This is a genomic window from Arthrobacter sp. Soil_N43, from assembly GCF_057655195.1.
Genome location: NZ_JBDGML010000109.1, coordinates 1 through 19,267, shown reverse-complemented (window position 1 = coordinate 19,267; position 19,267 = coordinate 1). Strand labels below are relative to the sequence as shown.

Genomic DNA, 19,267 nt, shown 5'->3' with positions numbered 1-19,267 from the left:
CTTCAGACGCGCGGCAGGTCAAATACGGTGCCAAAATCAGTGTCCCGCACATCCCGTGTCGCGGCCAGACTGCCCAGTCGGTGGAGTGCCTTCATATTTTCCGGTGCATCCATGGCGCTCAGCGAGGAGACCGCCTCAGGTGCGGCAAGAGTTTCGTCCAGGGCGCGGACACTCTCCGGACGCAGGTCCACGTTATAGCGCAGGTAACTCATGAGTGGGGCACCGGTGAGGAGATCGCCGGTTAGCGACCCCAATTCCCTGTCGATCATCCTCGCGGTGGGGCTGGCGGACATCCACTGCAGCATCGTCTCCTGAAGTACTGCGCAGTCCTGCAGCACGGATTTGAGTGCCCGCAGGGCGTGGCTTGCCGTGAACTTTGCCTGGCTGACGGCAGGATCGGCCGCGCCAGTGCCGACCGACACCAGCAGCAGCTTCTCCCCACCGGTTTCCCAGCCCACGCGGTAGCCCTCCATAGAGGCGTACATGAGCGCCTGCAGGGCAGGATTGTTGAAGGGACTGACACCACCGTCCACGAAACTACCGGTCACAGGGCTCAGGTTGCGGCCGCCCATTATGGTGATGGTTTCCGGTTCGAAAAATGACGGCGCAGCGGTGGAGGCCCGGACAACCTGCCAGAGTGGATAGTCACCGTTACCCATCCTGCCGTTGGCCCCGGAAACAAAATACCTGCCGCGGGGGTTGTTGCTCATCGGCCACGGACTGCCGCTGTCCAGGCGCTTGATGACCACCAGCAATCCCGTCAAGAGCTCGGGGCCGCCCAAAGTGGTGTCCGTGCCGAAGACATCCTTCAACTCCGCAACCAGGGCCTGTTCGTTGTACCTGGCGCGTAGAAGAACCTGGCGCAAAAGACTTTTCTCAAACACCCGCCACCCAAGGCTGAAATACTTGTCAGTGAGTTCGCCGACGCTCAAGCCTTGGGCGAGAGCCGCCGCGATGATGGCCCCTGTAGACGTCCCTGCAATCAGGTCAAAGTAGTGGCAAAGACGGAAGTCATCACCTCCGCCGTGGCGTTCCCGCAGTAGGTCCTCTATCTTTTCCAGAATTCCAAGGCTCAAGACGCCCCGCAGCCCGCCGCCGTCCAGAGCAAGAATGCGCTTGGGCCTGCCATCACAGCGGAAGTGCTCGTCCCGGGTAAGTATGCGATAAGGCATCTGGAACGCCTCTTCTCATTGTCGAGCTGCGTAAGACCATGCTAGCTGGACACAGTTTGGTAGTCAGGCCGCGCGCTTGGCCATCCGGCAAAGTCCGTCGGTGGGACCCGCGGCGATGGTCCACTGAGCGCATCCACCACCCTTGAAGTGCGTGACGCGCGGGGTGGAGTATTGATTTGGGGGGCCGGGTGATTCGCTTCCGCGGGCAGGAGACGTTGTGTACGCAGCACAGGTTGGCCGTCGCCAGCCTCGTCGGCGTGGGCTCCTACAGCGGTGCCGGCGGGATCACAGCGCGGTTCTGATGCGAGGCCGTCCGTCTTTACTGCGATGGATCGCGGTGCAGGCATGTCTCGTGTTTTCCTGAGTCATTCCAGCCGGGACACTTGGCAGGCGGTCGCCCTAAAGCGGTGGCTGGTGGAGCAAGACCCGGGTCTTGCCGAGGAGATTTTCCTGGACCTTGATCCCGTGACGGGTATTGCGCCGGGGGAGCGGTGGAAGGAGGCCCTGCTTCGGGCCAATGAGCGGTGCGAGGTGGTCATCTGCCTGCTCTCCGCCAGCTGGGAGGACTCCCGCGAATGCTTGGCCGAGTACCGGACCGCGGAGAATCTGGGAAAGCTGATCCTGTGTGCCCGGCTTGAGCCCCTGGAAGAGGAAGGCATCACCGGGGAATGGCAGCGTTGCGACCTCTTCGGCAACGGACCAACAACCGAAATTCCAATCGACGGCAAAGTCAGCCCTGTTGTGTTTCTCACCGAGGGCCTACGGCGGCTGCACCAAGGGCTGCGCCGTACAGGGATTGGGGCAGAGCACTTCGCCTGGCCGCCGCCGCAGGATGCCGGCCGTTCCCCCTATCGAGGGTGGGAACCGTTCGAGGAAGCGGACGCTGCGGTATTCTTCGGCCGGGACGGACAGATCGTGCGCGGCTTGGATGCGCTGCGTACGATGCGCACCTCCGGCATCGAGTCGCTGTTCGTGATACTGGGTCCCTCCGGTGCGGGCAAGTCCTCGTTCCTGCGGGCGGGGCTACTGCCGAGGCTGCGGCGGGAGGACCGACAGTTCCTAGTGCTGGACACCGTGCGGCCTGAGCGAAACCCGCTCACCGGTGACTGTGGCTTTGCCTGCGTGGTCCACGCCCAGCGCACCCGTCTGGGACTGGCTACTCCCACCCTCGGCGCCATCAAGGATGCCTGCACTCGGGCGGACACGGAGCAACTGCGCGAGTGGCTGGCCGAAGCCCGGCAAGCTGCCGCGGAACGGCTGCTGGAGGTACCCGCCGGGACACCGCCGCCGACCCTGATCCTGCCGCTGGACCAGGCCGAGGAACTCTTCAGTGCGGATGCGGGCCCCCAGGCCCCCCGGTTCCTGGAATTGCTTGCCGGCCTGTTGGACCACGAAGACGGGACGGTGCCAGCGTTAATTGTTGCCGCGACTGTCCGCTCGGATTTCTACGAACCACTGCAGACCGCACCTGAGCTGGCCGGACTGAAGAGCGTCGTCTTCGATGAGCTCAAACCGATGCCGGTCGCCAGGTTTAGGGAGGTCATCCTTGGCCCCGCAGCCCGTGCCACCGGGGCCGGGAGACCGCTGGAAATCGAACCTGTGCTGGTGGATCGCCTGCTGGAAGACAGCGTTCAGGGCGCGGACACCCTGCCGTTGCTCTCACTGACCCTGGCACGCCTGTACCAGGATTACGGCGGCGACGGGGACCTTCGTCTGGCCGAATACCATGCGATGGGTGGTATGCAGCAGGTCGTGCAACACGAGATCGACACGCTGCTGTCCCCGGGCCCGGCACTGCGGCAGAGGCAGCTGGATCTGCTCAAATCTGCCTTCATCCCCTGGCTGGCGACCATCAACCCAGACAATGACCAGCCTGTCCGCCGGATGGCCCGCCTGTCCGACCTCCCGGCCGACGCCCGGCCACTCATAGATGCCATGGTGGGCCGGCGTTTGTTGGTCGAGGACGAGCGCGGCGGGGAGACCGTGATCGAAGTAGCTCTGGAGAGCCTGTTGCGTCAATGGCAGGACCTGGCCGGGTGGCTGGCAACGGAGCAGGAGGACCTCAAGGAGGCCGACAACCTGGAACGCGCCGCGGCTGCTTGGAAACGCAGTGGCCGCAACGAGGCATGGCTCTTCGCAGGAGAAAGGCTCAGTGGTGCCGAGACACTCTTCGGAAAACCCGGATTCCGGGAACGGCTGGACCCTGCCCGTGAGTTCCTCCGCGCCTCCCGAAGCCGGGAAGAGGAACGGCTTGAAGCTGAGAAAAGACGTCGGGATGCTGAACTACGGGCTGTCCGCGACAAGCAGGAACTGGCCGAAACGCACGCGGCGGATTTACGGAAGCGCTCTCGTGTACTCAAGATCGTCCTAGCATCAGCGGTCGTTATCGCCCTGGTTGCCGTGGCTAGCTTCGTGTGGGCCTCCTTTGCTGAGCGCGAGGCCACTGCCCGCGACCGCGAAGCCACAGCTCTTCGTCTTGTATCGGAAGGGCTGTCCATGCTCGAAGGGACCCGGAACGGTGGCGATGCAAACGGTCTCAAGCGTATCCTCGCCGCGCAAGCGATTGCCTCGACCGCGGGGGGCGAGAGCGCTCTGTTAAGCGCTGTCAATATGAAGCGCGACCTGCAAAAGATCATGGAAACGACGACCAAAATCAGCAGTATGGCGTTCAGCCCGGACGGCAAGAGGATCCTGACCGGCGGACCCGACGGTATGTTGCGGCTGTGGAATGCTGAGACCGGCCAGGCTCTCGACGAACCGATGAGTGGACATAAAGATAAGGTCAACAGTGTTGCGTTCAGTCCCGACGGGCGACGAATCCTTTCCTGTGGTGACGACGGCACCGTTCGCCTGTGGGATGCGGCTTCAGGCGGGGCCTTGGGCGCGCCTTTGACCGGACACACCGGAGCAGTGACGAGCGTCGCGTTCGGTCCCGGGGGCCACCGGATCCTTTCCGGCGGCGACGACGGCACATTGCGACTGTGGGACCCGGAAACGGGCCGGGCACTGGGCAAGCCGATGACCGGACACCAGAAGGCGGTGACGAGCGTCGCGTTCGGCCCGGACGGACGCCGCATTGTTTCCGGCGGTGCCGACGCCACACTGCGGCTGTGGGACGCTGCGAGGGGCCGGGCCATCGGCGAGCCTTTGACCGGACACAAGAAGGCAGTGACGAGTGTGGCATTCGGCCCCGATGGGCGCCGGATCCTTTCCGGCAGCCGGGACGCCCTGGTGCGGCGATGGGACGCGGCGACGGGCCGGGCCCTCGGCATGCCGATGAGGGGACACAAGGGTGCGGTGACAAGCGTCGCGTTCAGCCCCGACGGGCGACGGACTGTTTCCGGGGGTGACGACGGCACGATTCGGGTCTGGGACACGGAATCGGGCCGGGCTTTCGGCGAGCCGATGACCGCCCACAAGAGCGGTGCGGTGACGAGTGTCGCGTTCAGCCCCGATGGACACCGGATCCTTTCCGCCAGCGCAGACGCCATATTGCGGCTGTGGGACCCGGAGACGGGCCGGGCCCTCGGCAAACCGATGACCGGACACAAGAATGCGGTGACGAGTGTGGCGTTCAGCCCGGATGGACACCGGATCCTTTCCGGCGGTGACGACGGCACGGTTCGCCTGTGGGACCCGGAGACGGGCCGGGCCCTCGGCAAACCGATGACCGGACACAAGGACGCGGTGATGAGTGTCGCGTTCAGCCCGGATGGTCACCGGATCGTTTCAGGCAGCGCAGACGCTACGGTGCGGCGGTGGGGCGCGGAGACGGGCAGGGCTCTCGGCGAGCCTTTGACCGGACACAGGGATGCGGTGACGAGTGTCGCGTTCAGCCCCGATGGTCACCGGATCCTTTCCGGCAGCCGAGACGGAACGGTGCGGCGGTGGGACGCGGAGACGGGCCGGGCTCTCGGCGAGCCTTTGACCGGACACAAGGATGCGGTGACGAGTGTGGCGTTCAGTCCCGACGGGCGCCGGATCGCCTCCGGCGGTATCGATGGCACGATCAGACGGTGGGACGCGGAGACGGGTCAGGCCCTCGGCGAGCCCCTGACCGGACACAAGGATGCGGTGACGAGTGTCGCATTCAGTCCCGACGGGCGCCGGATCGCCTCCGGCGGTACCGACGGCACAGTGGAGCGGTGGGACACCGAAACGGGTCAGCCCCAAGGCAAGCCGATGACTGGGCACCTGAATGGGGTGTACGGCCTGGCGTTGACCCGCGACGGGCTCCGGATCGGCACCGGGGGTAACGACGGAACCGTGCGGCTCTGGGACGCGGAGACGGGTCAGCCCCTCGTGGGACCGATGACCGGACACGAGGGCCCTGTCTACAGCGTGGCATTCAGCCCCGACGCCCGCCGAATTGCCTCCGGGAGCGACGACGGCACCGTGCGGCTTTGGCCCGTGCCCCTGACCCCGTCCGACACTTTATGTACGAAACTTTCCCAGAACATCAGCCACAAACAGTGGGGTGAATGGGTGTCTCCAGACATCGAATACGTCAAGGTCTGCCCCGGCCTTATCGTACCTCCGGACATACCCGGCAACCGGCGCAAGAATACTCCCGCAAGCTGACAACTGGGCAGATCCTAGCCAGAGGATTAAGGAGCAGGCCGAATGTTCGTCTGTATGGCTCAGGTCATTGGACCGTGCTACAGCGGAGTCACGGCTCCGCGCATGAGGGATGCCGCGGCTCCGATCGGCGGGCGCATCATGGCCGCGGAGACAGCCGGGGACGGAAGGAAATGACTCCGCGACAGCTCACGTCTGTAATCGGCGTGACGACGGGCTTCGTAATCCTGGTCATGCTCTGCGTCGATTGGTCCCCGACAGCCCTACAGGATCCTGCCCGAACTTTGAGTTTGAATGCCCAGGGCGTACTCCGGTGGGGGGAGAATCCGAACCGGATTCCGTTTACGGTTTTTGAGCTGACACTTTTCGTGGGCGTGGGCTTGGCATTCGTTCTCGCTGGAGTGGCGGCTTGGCGGAGCCGGCCGTCCCGGAACCCGGGGCTGCTGTTGGTTGTGGCGGGTTGGCTTTGGCTGGCGTCCGGGATTCGCCGTTCCAGCGACCCGGTGGCCTTTACGCTCGGCGTAACTCTTACGCTGATGTATCAGCCTCCTTTGCTGCAGTTGGCGCTCAGTTTTCCGTCAGGAACACTGCGCGGTCGGGCTGAGAGAGCTGCCGTTGCGTTCTTCTACGTTTCCTGGCTGTTGGCCCCCGCAGCTGGCTGGGCCTTCTTCGATCCACGCCTCCATGTTGCGGTAGGAGAGTCCACGTCCCGCAATCTGTTGCTTCTCTGGGACAGCCCGTCTCTCGTGGCCGCCCTCGGGAACGCAATCCGCATATTTCAGATCTCGGTGGGGGTCGCGATCGTGACGGTCCTGGTCGCCCGCTGGCGCTCAGGGACAAAGGCTTACCGGTCGGCATTCCTGCCACTCTGGCTCGCCGTAATCGTAAAAACAGCGGCCACCGTATGGGTGTCCCTCGCAGTGATCCAACTGTCTGGATCTCTGTCCTCGGAAGCGCTGCTCTGGCAATATCCGGCGACCGCAATAGTGCCGCTGGCAGTATTGTTTGGTCTGTGGCGCTACCGGTTCGCGCGTGGCAGGCTGGGTGATCTCATGGTGGAGGTCGGCACAGCCCCGGTCAGCGACCGACTAATCGGCGCCCTTCGGAGATCCGTCCACGACCCCACCCTCACTTTGCTGCGTTGGTTCCCCGATCAAGAGTCTTTTGTTGACAGCAGTGGAGTTCCCCAGGCGTTACCGGATGGTTCAACCGGGCGCGCGTCGATGGTCTTGGAACGCCACGGAACACCGGTAGGAGCCCTGGTTTTTGACGAAGCCCTCCAAGACCAGCCGCAGCTGCTAGCCGCGGTACGCAGCGCAACGTCCCTGGCGTTGGAAAACCAGCAGATGGAGCAACAGCTCCGGGAGCAACTCGTTGAGGTCCGTCGCTCCAGGGAGAGAATCGTCACGGCCGGGGACTCCCGGCGTCGTCAGCTTGAACGGGACCTTCACGACGGAGCTCAGCAACGCTTGGTGGCCGTGTCGATGGAGCTGGCGCGGGCCCAGCGGACGGCGGATTCGCAGGAGGTACAAATCCTAGTCGGGCAGGCCAGGGCCGAGCTTTTGGATGCACTTGACGAGTTGCGCGAATTGGCGAGGGGCGTGTATCCCCCCTCGCTCCGGGAGAGGGGTTTGGCGGGCTCCCTCACTGCGTTGGCGGAGCGATCAGCACTGCCCATGGAGCTGGATCTCAGAACGGGCAACGGGCTACCGGCTCACGTGGAGCTGGCTGCCTACTTCATCTGCGCAGAAGCCGTCACCAACGCGACGAAGTACGCCGAGGCGGCGTGGGTGCGCATCTGCATCGACGGAACCGAAAAGGAGTTGCGAATGGAGATCGTGGACAACGGAATTGGTGGTGCCCGGCCGGGACCCGACGGCGGGTTGCTGGGGATTGCGGACCGGGCAGCAGCACTGGGTGGCTCGTTGGTCATCGATAGTCCGGAGGGCAGAGGTACGACGATACGCGCCGTTCTTCCCTTCTCCGCCGACCAGGAACGCGACCTGCCATGACACTGCGTGTTGCCATCGCTGAAGACTCGGCACTACTGCGCCGGGGATTGTCCGCCCTGCTGAAGTCCGAAGGACTAGAAGTCGTGGGTGAGGCTGCTGACGGCCCGCAGCTGCTGGAAATGATTGACAAACAAGGGGCCGACGTCGCCGTGGTGGACATCCGGATGCCCCCCAGTTACACCATCGAAGGCATCCAGGCCGCCGAAACCCTAAGAAGCAGACACCCCGAGACAGGCGTACTCCTACTGTCCCAGTACGTGGAAACGGAAAACGCGATGTCCCTGTTGAAGAATGGGGCCAAAGGCTTGGGCTACCTGCTCAAAGAGCGGGTGTCCGATGTCGACGAATTCATCGATGCCCTGCATCGCGTTGCTGCGGGCGGCACCGCCATCGATCCGGAGCTTGTTACACGTTTGGTCGACCGTCCGCACAAAGGTCATGACCGAGGCGATGACCTCACGAGCCGGGAGAAGAACGTCCTTGAGCTCATGGCCGAAGGGCGCACCAACCAGGCCATAGGGAAGTCGCTCTTCTTAGGGGAGCGCACCGTAGAGGCCCATATTCGGAGCATTTTCCTTAAGCTCGACTTGAGGCCCGAGCCCGAGGACCACAGGCGGGTGCTCGCCGTCCTCACATACCTTCGTGGAGTCGGACCGGAGCGGAGTTCCGAGTGAAGGGCCGGCCAGTGGTTCCGGGCCGAAGGGATCAGAGTCAGGCAGCGATCTCCCCGTTTGTCGAACCGCTGTCGGCGGCCGCCCCGGCAGCCTCGGCTGCCTCCAGCGGGGCCAGGAGGAGTGCCCGCTGGGTTGCGGACAGGGCCTGCGGGAAGGCTAGCGCCAGGTAGGCCAGATGCAGGGCGGCGACGATGTAATGCGTGCCCGCGACACCGTCCAGTGACCGCGCCACGCTGGCCCTGATGCGTTCGAAGTTTACTGAATCCCCATGATTGGCCAGGGCCATCCGGGCGAGCATGTGCTGCGGATGCCTCTGGACGCTCCTGTCCTTCTCAGCCGCAGCCTGCAGCTGTGTTTTGGTCCAGCGGCGATCCAAGAGTTGGGTGGCGTCCTCGGTAGCGGCGAAGTGGGCAAGATGGATCGTGCTCATCGGTACAGGCGTGGACAACATCGAGATACTCCTTCGGACTGTTGAGGGATGGCCACGGACCCTGCCGTTTGATCCGTTAGATCCATGGTGCTTTCGGACGTCAGCGGAAGCATCCGTGCCAGCACGCATTTTGGGCCGACGACACAGACAGGCCAGTGCCGAGATCGCCGGATCCGGAACACTATCCTTGCAGCGCTATCCGTTCCCTGCTTCTCGGAAACCGTGCTGGCACGGTAGTGCCCAATTCCCACCCCAACGCAACATGGACTTACCCGGTTAAACGAATCCGGAACCGGAATTTAGGCCTCTCGAGGTTTATCCATTCCAACCAATCAGGACCGACACGGCTGCTGCCATCGCTATGTGACACATGAGCCAAGGACGTCCACCCGATCACCACCCAGGAGCGTTAATCATGTTTTCCAAAGCAACACCAACAAAAAAATCCCGCACTGCACGCCGCAAAATTGCTCTCATAGCCGCGGCTTCGCTCGCACTGACAACCGTTCCCTTCGCCTTGGCCGCCCCGGCCCAGGCAGCCACCACCCAATGCTCCGTCAAAGCAGAGAGGCCGGAATATGCAGGGAAGACCAAGTACGGGGTCACGCTGGTCAACTATAAGATAAAGGTGTACTGCGCGAAGGCCCGGGACGTGCTCATCAAGCAAGAACGTTGGGAAGATGACTACACGTATTGGCCTCCCTTCAACGGCAACGATTTCTTGGGTGCATCGTCGTGGAACAACTACCGTGTCGAGACTGGCAAGACGCTGATCATCAACAACGTGCGAACGCTCGTCAACGGGGAGGCCCTAGACGAGGAAGTCTTCCACAAGGCTGCCATCCGGGAAGGTTCGAGAGACCTTGACATCTGGACGGACTGGTCAAAGTGGAGTGTCAGCCCTAACCTCTCAATTTCATAACTGCCTTACAGCACGGCGGTCCGGTGGCTCGGAACAGGCGTCGGAGGCGGGCTGGCCGGTGGAAGCATCCGGCCAGCCCGCCTCCGCGTGGGTTCTGGGGTTTCTAGCCACGTGAACCGGTTATTGCAGTGCGGTGCCCTCAGGTGGACCATGGACAGCATGGGAAGGCTCTGGCTCCCGCTGCCAGTGGAGATTGCGGCTTTCGAGCCGCGATCGGGGGCGGATGCAGGTCGGTTTCCGGTTGCCGAGACAGTTCTTGAAGCTTTGCAGCGCAAGGAATGGGTGGTCTGTTGTCACGCATCTTCCTGAGTCATTCGAGCCGGGACACCCCTCAGGCCATCGCATTGAAGCGGTGGCTCATTGAGCAGGACCCGGGCCTGGCGGATGAGATTTTTTTGGACTTGGATCCCGTAACCGGGATCCAGCCCGGTGAGCGGTGGAAGGAAGCCCTACGGCGGTCCAATATCCGATGTGAGGCGGTAATCTGCCTGCTCTCGCGCCACTGGGAGGCATCAGCCGAATGCCGGACCGAGTTCCGTACGGCGGAGTCCTTGAACAAGCTCATTCTGTGCGCACGGCTGGAGCCTCTTGTAGCGGACGGTATTACCGGGGAATGGCAGCGCTGCGACCTGTTTGGCGCCGGTCCGACCACGCAGATCCCGGTTGATGGCATGAATGGCGTGGTGGCGTTTCAGACGGAGGGTCTGCAACGCGTACACCGTGGTCTGCGCCGGGCGGGAATCGGGGCAGAGCATTTCCCCTGGCCACCGCCGAATGATCCGAACCGTGCACCGTACCGAGGATGGGAACCGCTCGAGGAGTCGGACGCGGCGGTGTTCTTCGGCCGCGACGGGCAGATCCTCCGCGGCTTGGATGAGCTGCGGGGAATGCGAAATTCCGGAATCGAATCGCTGTTCATGATTCTGGGTCCTTCCGGGGCAGGGAAGTCATCCTTCTTGCGGGCCGGCCTGCTGCCCCGGCTCAAGCGGGACGACCGACACTTTGTGGTTTTGGAGATCATGCGCCCGGAGCGCAACGCCCTCACCGGGGAGCGGGGTTTCGCCCACTCGCTTCATGCACTGCGAACCGCCATGGGGTTGGCCCGGCCGGTGCTGGCAGAAATCAAGGATGCCTGCACCGCGGCCGACGCGGACCGGCTGCGGGCGTGGCTGACAGAAGCCAGAGAGGCGGCAGCATCCCGGCTGCCGACCGAGGCCGCGGGGACGGCGCCGCCAACCCTCGTGTTGCCACTGGACCAGGCGGAGGAACTCTTCAGCGTGGACGCCGGACCACAAGCCAAGCAGTTCCTGGAACTCCTGGGCCGGTTACTGCGCAATCATGATGGGCTTGCGCCGGAATTGATTGTGGCTGGCACCATCCGTGCAGACCGGTACGAAATGCTGCAGACCGCGCCGGACTTGGCCGGACTTGGAAGCCGCCTTTTCGACGATGTCAGACCGATGCCGGTTGCCCAATTCAAGGAGGTGATCCTCGGACCTGCCGAACGGGCCACCGCGGCCGGACGGACCTTGAGGGTGCAACCGGACCTGGTCGACCGGCTCCTGGCCGATTCCGCTGAGGGCGCGGACACCCTGCCACTGCTCTCATTGACCCTGGCCCGGGTGTATGCCGACTTCGAAGGGGCCGGGGAGCTGACCTTGGACGGATACGAGGCTGTCGGGGGCATGGCCAGCGTTGTGCAGACGGAAATCGACGCCGTGCTCGCCCGTGACCCGGTTGTGCGTCGGTCGCAGCTAAAGCGGCTGCACTCGGCGTTCATTCCATGGCTGGCGACCATCAACCCGGAAAATGATCGGCCCATGCGCCGCGTCGCGCGACTGACGGATCTTCCGGAACAAGCCCGACCGCTGATTGACATGTTGGTCGCCAGGCGCCTGCTGGTCAAAGACGAACGTGACGGCGAGATTGTTGTCGAAGTGGCCTTGGAGAGCCTCCTGCGCCAATGGAAGGAGTTGGCCGGCTGGCTGGCCAGCGAGCGGGAGGACCTTAAGGAGGCCGATAATCTTGAACGCGCTGTAGCGGCATGGGAGAGCAGCGGCCGCGGTAACGCGTGGCTCTTCGAAGGCGAACGGCTGACCGGGGCAGAGTCGCTGGCCGAAAAACCTGGCTTCCGGGACCGCCTAGGCAACGCCCGCAGCTTCCTGGACGCCTCCAGAAAACGGGAGGACGATCGGATTGCCGAAGCCCAACAGCGGCAGCAAGCCGAACTACTGGCCGCCAGGGAGAAGCAGGAAGCAGCCGAAACGCATGCAGCGGTGCTGCGGAAAAGCGCCCGCCTGCTGAAAGCTGTACTGATCGTTGTGGTTCTGGTCGCCGTAGTTGCAACTGCCGGCTTCGTGCGGGCCTTTATCGCAGAAGGTGAGGCTACTGCCCGTACCCGCGAGGCAACTGCCTTGCGGCTTGCGGCAGAAGGCCAGTCGATGCTCGCTGGTGCCCGCCCCGGCGGCGAAGTGCGCGGGATGCTCCAGATGCTTGCCGCGCAGGCTCTGATGCCGACCGGCGAAGGCGAGCGGGCCGTCGTCAACGCCGTGGTGAAGCAACGATTCGTCGAAAAGATTGCGGACGTCGGAGCCTTTGTCGGGGGAGTGGCGTTCGGCCCGGACGGCGCTCACGTCGTTTCCGGCGACGCCAGCGGCACGGTCCGATTATGGGACGCCCGCACGGCTGAGCCCGTGGGGGACCCGATGACCGGACACCGGGGGGCCGTGAAGAGCGTCGCCTTCAGCCCGGATGGACGGCGGGTCGCCTCGGCGGGTGTCGACAGGACCGTGCGGTTATGGGACTCAGCCACTGGGGCACCCGTGGGGGCACCTTTTGCAGGACATAAGGGTGAGGTGAACAGCGTGGCGTTCAGCCCGGACGGCCGGCAGATAGCCTCTGCTAGCGCCGATCGCACGGTGCGACTGACGGACGCGGCCACCGGACTGCCCGTGGGGGAGATGTCCGGGCACCAGGGGGCGGTAAAAAGTGTGGCGTTCAGCCCGGACGGTCGACGGATGGCCTCGGGAGGTTCTGACAGTACCGTGCGGTTATGGGATACGGATGCCCGATCACTTATTGGTGAGCCGCTGACCGGGCACCGGGGCGCGGTGAACAGTGTGGCGTTCAGTCCCGACGGCGAGCGGATCGTCTCCGGGGGCGCGGACCGCACCCTGCGGTTGTGGGACGCAGGCACCGGCGCGCCCGTCGGGCAGCCGATGACCGGACACAGGAATTGGGTATCGGGGGTAGCGTTCAGCCCGGACGGCCGGCGCATCGTCTCGAGCAGCGGAGATTACACTTTGCAGCTGTGGGACGCAGTCACCAGGCTAACCGTTGGGGAGCCGATGACTGGCCACGGGAAAGAAGTAGCCAGTGTGGCGTTCAGCCCCGACGGCCTGCGGATCGCCTCGGGGCTGGGCGATGGCACCCTACGCTTGTGGGATGCCAGCATTGCTCCACCTATAAAGCACGAAGGCCCGGTGAGCAGTGGGACGTTCAGCCCAGACGGCAGGCGCATTGCCTCTGGAGGCGGCGATGGCACGGTGCGGCTGCGGGACGCCGCCAGGGGTCTACCCATTGGGGCGCCCTTGGCCGGGCACCGCGGTGTAGTGAACAGTGTGGCGTTTAGCCCCGACGGAAAGCGGATCGCCTCAGTCGGTGCCGATGGCACGGTGCGGTTGTGGGTCGCCGCCAAGGCCACAGTCATCGGTGCGCCGATGGCCGCGCACCGGGGTGCCGTGAACGGCGTTGCGTTCAGCCCCGACGGAAAGCGGATCGCTTCGGCCGGTGCCGATGGCACGGTGCGGCTGTGGGACTCGACCACGCGCGGGCCAGCCGGGGCGCCAATGACCGGACAACGCGGCGGGGTGAAAAGCGTTGTGTTCAGCCCCGATGGCCGGCGGATCGCCTCCGGGGGCGCAGACCGCATGGTGCGATTGTGGGACGCGGTATCCGGAGCCCCTGTCGGGGAGCCCTTGGCAGGACATGAAAGTGATGTGAACAGTGTGGCATTCAGCCCCGATGGCCGGCGGATTGCCTCGGGAAGTGCTGACAGCATGGTGCGGTTGTGGGATGCGGCCACCGGAGACCCCGTCGGTGGACCCATGGCCGGTCACTGGGATGCGGTGAACAGTGTCGCTTTCAGCCCCGACAGTTTGCGGGTCATCTCAGGCAGCCGAGATGGCACCGTACGGTCATGGCCTGCCCCTTCGGAGTGGTCCGCGGCGCTGTGCGCCAAGCTGACGCAGAACCTCAGCCACGAACAATGGCGCGAATGGATCTCTGCCGATGCAGGGTATGTTCAGACCTGTCCTGGTCTTCCGGTTCCGCCCGATGTCACGGCCCGGACCGGTTGAGGCCCGAACCAGAGGACCACAGGCGGGTGCTGGCTGTCCTTACCTGTCGTCGCGGGGTTGGGCAGAGGCGGGGTTCCGAAGAATCGCCCCGCGTGGACAACATAGACGTACTCCTGTGATACCTGACGGTCGGCATGGGAGCTCGTCGGCTGATCCCTGCCTTCCGGCAAGGTCCATAGTGCCTTCAGGGGTGCAGACTCAGGATCCGTGCCAGCACGCATTCTGGCGGAACGGATAACACGCACGGCTCAGTCTCCGCCTGCCGACAGTGGTAGCACGGAAGCGAGGGGCATACGCGCAGTCGCAGACTGGAAGTGCCGGTTCCGAGAGAAGAAGGATTCCCGGGATCGAAGCCCATCAAGCAGGGCAAACCACTCACCACTGATTAGGAGCAACGCTGTGTCCATTACAACACCAACAAAGAAGCACCGAGTCCTGCGGTCGAAGATCGCGCTGGTCTCAGCCATATCATTGAGCCTTGCCGCGGGCTCCGCGGCGCTCGCAGCCCCAGCACAGGCTGCGGAGTCCGTAACGCATGCAACCTCAGCTCAGTCCTCACCCCTATTTGTTAGTGCGCAGATCACGGCGGGCACGCCTTACTTCGCGGGGTTTGGGGCCGGCTGGAAGCGTTTGGTGGCTTATCCGGGCAAAGTGTATTACTCGTCCAGCGGTTGGGTGCAGGTCAAGCAGGAACGATGGGAACGCGATCACTGGCCGGACCAGGACGACTACCTGGGCACATCGTATTTCAGCAAGTATTTCCATAGTGGCGGGACGTTCACCTTCAAAAGCACTTATCCCCTGCAACGGACGGACTTTGGTTATGGCGACAAGACTGAGGAGGTTTACCACAAGGTGTCATACCGTGTGTACAAGAACGGCTACTGGTCTCCTTGGTCCAAATGGGTATACAGCGGCACTGCAAGCATCTATCGGTGATGCCCGGTTAACTGCAGTTGGATCCCGGGACAACTGTCCTGCGATGCTTAGCACCTGGAACGGACCTGCGGGAGCAGGTCCGTTCCAGCCAAGATCGCCACGCGAATCTAGTGCTTTGCCCGTCGTGCCAGCGGCATCACTGGCCGCATCGGTTGAGGGCGTCGGCAGCCCTTATCAGCGCCAAATGTGAGAACGCCTGCGGATAATTTCCTGCCATGCGGTTGCCGGTTGTGTCGTATTCCTCGCTGAGCAGCCCCAGGTCGTTTCCGCAGCCGATGAGCCTGTCCATGAGTGTCCTCGCATCGGAAACGCGGCCCGTCCTGGCATATTGTTCTGCAAGCCAGAATGAGCACGCCAGAAAAGGGTGTTCCCCAGGTTCAAGACCGTCCAAACAGCTTTCGGTCCGATAACGCATCAGCAGGCCTGACCCGTCGAGAAGATCGCGCTCTAATCGAGACACTGTTCCGAGGATCCGCTCGTCGTCGTAGGCCAGAAAGCCCACTTGTGGCAGTACGAGCAGGGACGCGTCCACCTCATTGCTTCCATAGGTCTGGGTAAAGGAATTGATTTCACGGTTGAAGCCCTGCTCCAGAATTTCGGCCCGAAGCCCGTCCCTGAGCTCCGCCCACCGCTCCAGCGGACCGTCAAGCCCATGCTCTTGGACAGCCTGCACTCCGCGGTCCATGGCGGCCCACATCATCACCCGGGAATGAGTGAAGTCCCTTTTCTCGCCCCGCATTTCCCAGATGCCGTGGTCTTTCCGTTTGAGGTTGTTCTCTACGAATAGGAGCATGTTCCGCTGGAGGGTCCACGAGAAATGGTCCTCATGCACGCCGCGATTGCGAAGCTTTGCCAAGGCAACCATGACTTCGCCGACAACGTCGCCTTGGTACTGGCGGAAAGCGCCATTGCCGACGCGAACCGGGGCGGAGCCTTCGTAGCCCGGTAAGTGGGCCAGGACCCGCTCGGGCAGCTCACGCTCGCCAGAAACTCCGTACATTATTTGAATATCGTGCGGGTCGCCGGCGATAGCCCTAAGCAGCCAGTTCCGCCACTGGAGTGCCTCCTGGTGGAAGCCATGGGTCATCATGGCTTCCAGTGTGAGGGCAGCATCACGTAGCCAGCAGTATCGGTAATCCCAATTGCGTTCACCGCCGAAATGTTCTGGAAGTGAGGTTGTCAGGGCAGCCACAATTCCCCCGGTCCTCTCATGCGTCAGCGCACGCAAGACGAGCAGTGAGCGTTCTACTTCCCGGTCGTAGTTTCCTTGCCGGAGGTAGTTGCTCGACCAGCTTCTCCAGTACGTGGCAGTTGTTTGCAGCGCCCGGTCGATGTCGATCGCCGGCGGAGGCATATCGTGGGATGAAAATGCGTGCAATTGCAGGTCGAGTGTCTGACCGGCTTCGACGGTGAACTCGCCCACGTGCGAATAATCAGGGCCGGCTTCGGGCAATGCATCCGCCCTAAGCATCACGGCTTGCGGTCCGGCGATGGCAAGCAGTGCCTCCCCCTCGTCGTCGTGGATCCGATGCACCCAAGGCACGATCTTTCCGTAGCCGAACCGCAGCACCAGTTCATGGCGCATCACGACGTTTCCGTGTAAACCCTGCACCCTGCGGATCATCACAGTGCCGCTTCCCCCGATTGGCATGAATTCGGTGACCAGGACTTCGCCGGTCGCGGTCCGCCAACGCGTCTCCATGATGAACGTGGAGGGCAAGTACCGGCGTTCCCCTTGCGTGCGACGGGAGAACTTTTTGTTCTCATGAGCCGGGGCGAGTAGCCAGCGGCCGTGATCCGTGGTCCCAACCAAGGCTCCGAAAACAGATTCAGAGTCGAACCGTGGCAGGCAGAGCCAGTCGATACTGCCCTGTCGTGAGATTAGCGCGCCGGTGCGAAGGTCGGAAATAAAACCGTAATCCTCAATCCGTGCGGTCATGTTCCTAACTCAAACACAACCAAGGGTGCGCCGGGCAGATTCCCGGATCGGTTTCTTTGTTCCCGCGGGGTTCAAGGGACGTTCTTTGAACGCTTGCGCGGGTTGCCCCGCTGGCGAACTGGTCAGCCGGATTCCAGGTGCAGGGAAGGCACCATGCCTCTTTCTTACTCGGTGGCTAGCAGCGGTGCCCAGACCATCGGTGCTGTGCGCCAGTGATCTCACGAAACCGGTGAGTCTGAGGAGTTCTTATGGCCACTTGCCGGCGGCCGCGTCTCAGAGCGACGTTTGGACTCGATGCCGTTTCTATCATTTGCCCAATTTCTTTCTTCACTGTTCGCGCGCCCGAGTCAGGTGCCGGCTGCGCTGCTCGATGAGTTTTCTGAGGTAGCGGGTGAGGACAAGCTTCTCCACCAGGCGCCCGAGCGGTCCGAATGGAGCCGCGAACTCGATCCGGTCCACCATCACGGTTTGGCCCGCGTCTTCCCTGAACTCGTGGACGTGCCGGAAGCTCCGGAATGGCCCCCGGACCTGTTCATCCACGAAGTAGTCCGGTGCCGCCATTTCTGTGATCCGGCTCGTCATCCGCAGCGGAACCCCGAAGTGCCAGGCGTATGTCAGTCTTCGACCCATCGTTAGGGTGCTTCGGCTGAACACCCACGATGCAGGAATGACAGGCCAAGGTACGGCAGCGACACGACCGGGGCAGGCTGTCCAGGTGCCTGGCCCCGAAATTGTACTGGCGTCCCACGGTCGCTGACCGCACAGTGTGTCTATCGGTACCCACTCGAGCATTTAGGGAGGCCTCACGATGACAAACAACGGTACTGTGCTGGTAACCGGCGGCGCGCGAGGGATTGGCAGGGCGATAGCAGAACGGTTAGCGGAGAGTGGCTGGAATGTAGTCGTTACCTACAAAACTGGTCACAGTGAAGCTCAAGAGCTGGCGCGCACGCACGGAGTGGCCACACGACAGGTCGATCTGGCAGACAGATCTGAATCCCTGGACTTTGCCCGTCAGATCCGTGATGAATTCCGGTTCAATGCCTTGGTCAACAATGCAGGGGTTCTCGAGAAGCAATCTCTAGAGGAAATGACTCTCGATGCCTGGGATAGAACCCTTGAGGTGAATGTCACCGCACCCTTCATCCTTGGTCAGACAATCGGCACCCAGATGTCCCCCGGCGGGTGCATCGTCAACATCGCCAGCACAGATGCCTACATCGGATCATTCCGCGGCATCGCCTACTCGGCCAGCAAAGCAGCTCTTCTTTCCGTCACTCGAAGCCTCGCCAACGTGCTTGGCCCCCGTGGAATTCGCGTCAACGCCGTGACCCCAGGCTGGGTAGACTCCGGAATATTGAGTGAATCCTACGAAGCGGCGAGCCTCACCCCGTTGGCTCGCAATGGGAATCCCGGCGACATAGCAAAGATCGTCGCCTTTCTCCTCAGCGACAACGCATCCTTCATCACCGGGGCGTCTATCATTGCTGACGGCGGATACACCGGTGTGGATTACTTCATGAAGAAGGAAAGTGACTCCTTGGGCTAAGCCGTTGGAGCCACAGCGTCGGGTGCGGGCGCGTGGCGGGGCTCCAGAAGTCAGAACCGCAGGCTCCCCATGGTGCCGTGCGCTCCGGGCGCCTAGGGTGGCGGCACAGTCCGCTCTTGGATTCGGGGGAAAGGTTGTTTTGGCCTGGCACTGGATTGGGCATGACTTGCCATTCAGCAACGGCACTGAGGCACTGAGGCATTGACCTCGGTTCTATCGCAGGTTGTCGAGCTGCATGCGGGACAGGTTGGAGCCCACTTGATGCGGAATGACCCAACCGGTTCCTGGACAGGTGCCGTCTCCGGGACAAAGATCACTGTCAAATGAAACCAACGACGTCAGCTTCCGCCCTTTAGTGATTTCTTCGCCCGAAGTGACCCGAGTGTTACTTCTTCTTTTTCCTGTTCTTGCGTTGCGGCTGGACGCGCTGGCTATGGGCGTGCGCCACCGCAGCGGCAGCCGCCGCATCGGCGTCGGCCTTTTTGCTTCCTTGGGGGAGGGGCGGGAGACCCTTGGCGGCGCGGCGCTCGGCGAGGGCCTTGGCGGCGGGGGATCCCGGCGTCGGCATACGGCGGATGACGAAGAACTGCTGACCCATGGTCCACAGGTTGGTGGTGGTCCAGTAGATCAGGACACCGATGGGGAAGTTGATGCCGCCCACGCCGAAGACGATGGGCAGGATGTAGAGCATCAT

At 63.0% G+C, this 19,267-nt stretch carries 12 protein-coding genes; 7 read left to right on the top strand and 5 right to left on the bottom strand.

The annotated features are described in order from the left end of the window. Positions 1–2: 2 nt before the first annotated feature. Positions 3–1,172, bottom strand: a complete 1,170-nt coding sequence (locus tag AC3A3W_RS16130) for a patatin-like phospholipase family protein (protein ID WP_487444036.1) — start codon at positions 1,170–1,172, stop codon at positions 3–5. A 345-nt stretch (positions 1,173–1,517) separates the two neighbouring features. Here AC3A3W_RS16130 and AC3A3W_RS16125 point away from each other — a divergent pair, with 345 nt between their 5' ends. The 3 genes from AC3A3W_RS16125 (at position 1,518) to AC3A3W_RS16115 (ending at position 8,436) form a co-directional block, all read left to right on the top strand. Then, entirely contained in the window at positions 1,518–5,753 is a 4,236-nt protein-coding gene (locus tag AC3A3W_RS16125) for an nSTAND1 domain-containing NTPase (RefSeq protein ID WP_487444035.1), read from the top strand. A 743-nt stretch (positions 5,754–6,496) separates the two neighbouring features. After that, positions 6,497–7,762: a sensor histidine kinase gene (locus tag AC3A3W_RS16120; RefSeq protein WP_487444034.1), complete on the top strand. Its 1,266-nt coding sequence runs from the start codon at positions 6,497–6,499 to the stop codon at positions 7,760–7,762. After that, positions 7,759–8,436, top strand: coding sequence for a response regulator transcription factor (locus AC3A3W_RS16115; protein ID WP_487444033.1), 678 nt, complete (start codon positions 7,759–7,761; stop codon positions 8,434–8,436). Before AC3A3W_RS16120 ends, AC3A3W_RS16115 begins: the two co-directional genes overlap by 4 nt. A gap of 37 nt (positions 8,437–8,473) precedes the next feature. On the opposite strand, the gene AC3A3W_RS16110 is transcribed toward AC3A3W_RS16115, so the two are convergent. Further along, on the bottom strand, positions 8,474–8,866 hold the full coding sequence (locus AC3A3W_RS16110; protein ID WP_487444032.1) for a hypothetical protein: 393 nt from the start codon (positions 8,864–8,866) through the stop codon (positions 8,474–8,476). A gap of 415 nt (positions 8,867–9,281) precedes the next feature. On the opposite strand from AC3A3W_RS16110, the gene AC3A3W_RS16105 reads away from it, so the two are divergent. The 3 genes from AC3A3W_RS16105 (at position 9,282) to AC3A3W_RS16095 (ending at position 15,085) form a co-directional block, all read left to right on the top strand. After that, on the top strand, positions 9,282–9,788 hold the full coding sequence (locus tag AC3A3W_RS16105) for a hypothetical protein (protein WP_487444031.1): 507 nt from the start codon (positions 9,282–9,284) through the stop codon (positions 9,786–9,788). Positions 9,789–10,078: 290 nt separating this feature from the next. Then, positions 10,079–14,146, top strand: a complete 4,068-nt coding sequence (locus AC3A3W_RS16100) for an nSTAND1 domain-containing NTPase (RefSeq protein ID WP_487444030.1) — start codon at positions 10,079–10,081, stop codon at positions 14,144–14,146. A gap of 399 nt (positions 14,147–14,545) precedes the next feature. After that, positions 14,546–15,085, top strand: a complete 540-nt coding sequence (locus AC3A3W_RS16095; RefSeq protein ID WP_487444029.1) for a hypothetical protein — start codon at positions 14,546–14,548, stop codon at positions 15,083–15,085. A gap of 136 nt (positions 15,086–15,221) precedes the next feature. On the opposite strand, the gene AC3A3W_RS16090 is transcribed toward AC3A3W_RS16095, so the two are convergent. Both AC3A3W_RS16090 and AC3A3W_RS16085 read right to left on the bottom strand, forming a co-directional pair. Then, positions 15,222–17,024 (bottom strand): glycoside hydrolase family 15 protein, encoded by a 1,803-nt coding sequence (locus AC3A3W_RS16090; RefSeq protein WP_487444028.1) that lies wholly within the window; start codon positions 17,022–17,024, stop codon positions 15,222–15,224. A 327-nt stretch (positions 17,025–17,351) separates the two neighbouring features. Continuing rightward, positions 17,352–17,654: an SRPBCC family protein gene (locus tag AC3A3W_RS16085; protein WP_487444027.1), complete on the bottom strand. Its 303-nt coding sequence runs from the start codon at positions 17,652–17,654 to the stop codon at positions 17,352–17,354. A gap of 178 nt (positions 17,655–17,832) precedes the next feature. Between AC3A3W_RS16085 and AC3A3W_RS16080 the strand changes: the two genes are divergently transcribed. After that, positions 17,833–18,573 (top strand): SDR family NAD(P)-dependent oxidoreductase, encoded by a 741-nt coding sequence (locus AC3A3W_RS16080; RefSeq protein WP_487444026.1) that lies wholly within the window; start codon positions 17,833–17,835, stop codon positions 18,571–18,573. Positions 18,574–18,958: 385 nt separating this feature from the next. Here the strand turns inward: AC3A3W_RS16080 and AC3A3W_RS16075 are convergent. Beyond that, a partial coding sequence (locus AC3A3W_RS16075) for a YidC/Oxa1 family membrane protein insertase (protein WP_487444025.1) occupies positions 18,959–19,267 on the bottom strand: 309 nt, incomplete at its 5' end.